This window comes from Mesorhizobium sp. M7A.F.Ca.CA.003.01.2.1, from assembly GCF_003998945.1.
GTDB classification, from domain to species: domain Bacteria; phylum Pseudomonadota; class Alphaproteobacteria; order Rhizobiales; family Rhizobiaceae; genus Mesorhizobium; species Mesorhizobium ciceri.
On the sequence record NZ_RZRA01001256.1, the window covers coordinates 1 to 1,231 of the forward strand.

The window sequence follows — 1,231 nt, forward strand, 5'->3', positions numbered from 1 at the left end:
TTGCCACCGCCATCGTCCTTGTTGACGGTTGCCCATGCGCGCCGCTCTGCCTCCTTGTCGGAAACCCCGCGCTTCTCATAACCTTCGGCAATGTGGTCGGCTTTACGCTCCTGCTTGTCAGTGTACTTCGATTTGTCGCCTCGTGGCATGGCCAGCTCCTCCTGTTGAACAAGGGCTGAACGTCGACCCGACGCGGTGGTTCCAACATAAGTTCGCGAAGCCGAGGCCGCATGGCGGGGCAGCGCCATACACCGCCGCGGCGCGAGCTAACGCTTTTCGGGCCGGGGAGAGCGCAGCAGCAAGGCGAGAGGAACGAGCAGTGCGGTCGCTACCGCGCAATATCGAAAGACATCGATATAGGCGAGCAATGAGGCCTGCCGCGCTATCAACTGTCCTATCCAGCCGAGCGCCTGCTGTTTTGCGTCGATCATCGGCGAGCCTTGAGCCACGAAGTGCTCGGTCGCCTGACGCAGAACCTGCTGGTAGGCCGGTGACGACTGTGCCGTGTGGCCGACGAGGTTTGCCTGATGGATTTGCGCGTTCTGGGCTATCACCGTGTTGGACAGCGACACACCGATGCTTCCGCCGATGTTACGGGCAACGTTGATGAGTGCCGACGCCTGGTTCGTCTGCTGCGGAGCAAGACCGACGTAAGCCGCCGTCGAGATGGGGATGAACAGGAAGGGCAAACCGATCATCAGGAAGATGCGCGCGAAGGCAAAGAAGCCGAAACTGACGTCCGGGGTGAGCGATGTCATATGCCAGAGCGCGACAGCGACGACGGACATGCCTGCCATGATCAGGTATTTGGGCTGGACGATGGCGCCGGCAAATCCGGAAATCGGCATAAGCATCAACATTGCGATGCCACCCGGCATCATCGACAGGCCCGACAGGGTCGCCGTATAGTTGAAGGCGGTCTGCTGCAGTTGCGGCATCAACTGGGTGGTGCTGAACAGCACGGCGCCCACTGCCATCATCACCAGGAACGATGTGCCGAACTGGCGGCTGAACAGCAGGCGGACGTCGACGATCGGATCGCGGTGACTGAATTCCCACGGGATCAGCAGCAGAAATGAGACCGCCGAAATCGCCGCGAAGGTCACGATGAAACCTGATGCGAACCAGTCGTTGCGCTGGCCCTCATCGAGAAAGATCTCCAGGCAGCCGAGTGCCGTGGCGACCAGGATGAAACCGACCCAGTCTATTCTGAGGCCGCCCTTCAACCGTT

The 1,231-nt window shown here is 60.5% G+C and carries 1 protein-coding gene and 1 pseudogene; both read right to left on the bottom strand.

Annotation, left to right across the window (positions count from 1 at the left end; genetic code table 11):
- Nucleotides 1-149: pseudogene (locus tag EN969_RS36415) on the bottom strand (plasmid stabilization protein); the annotation flags it as partial.
- Between the two features lie 117 nt (nucleotides 150-266).
- A partial coding sequence (locus tag EN969_RS31745) for an MFS transporter (protein ID WP_348632425.1) occupies nucleotides 267-1,231 on the bottom strand: 965 nt, incomplete at its 5' end.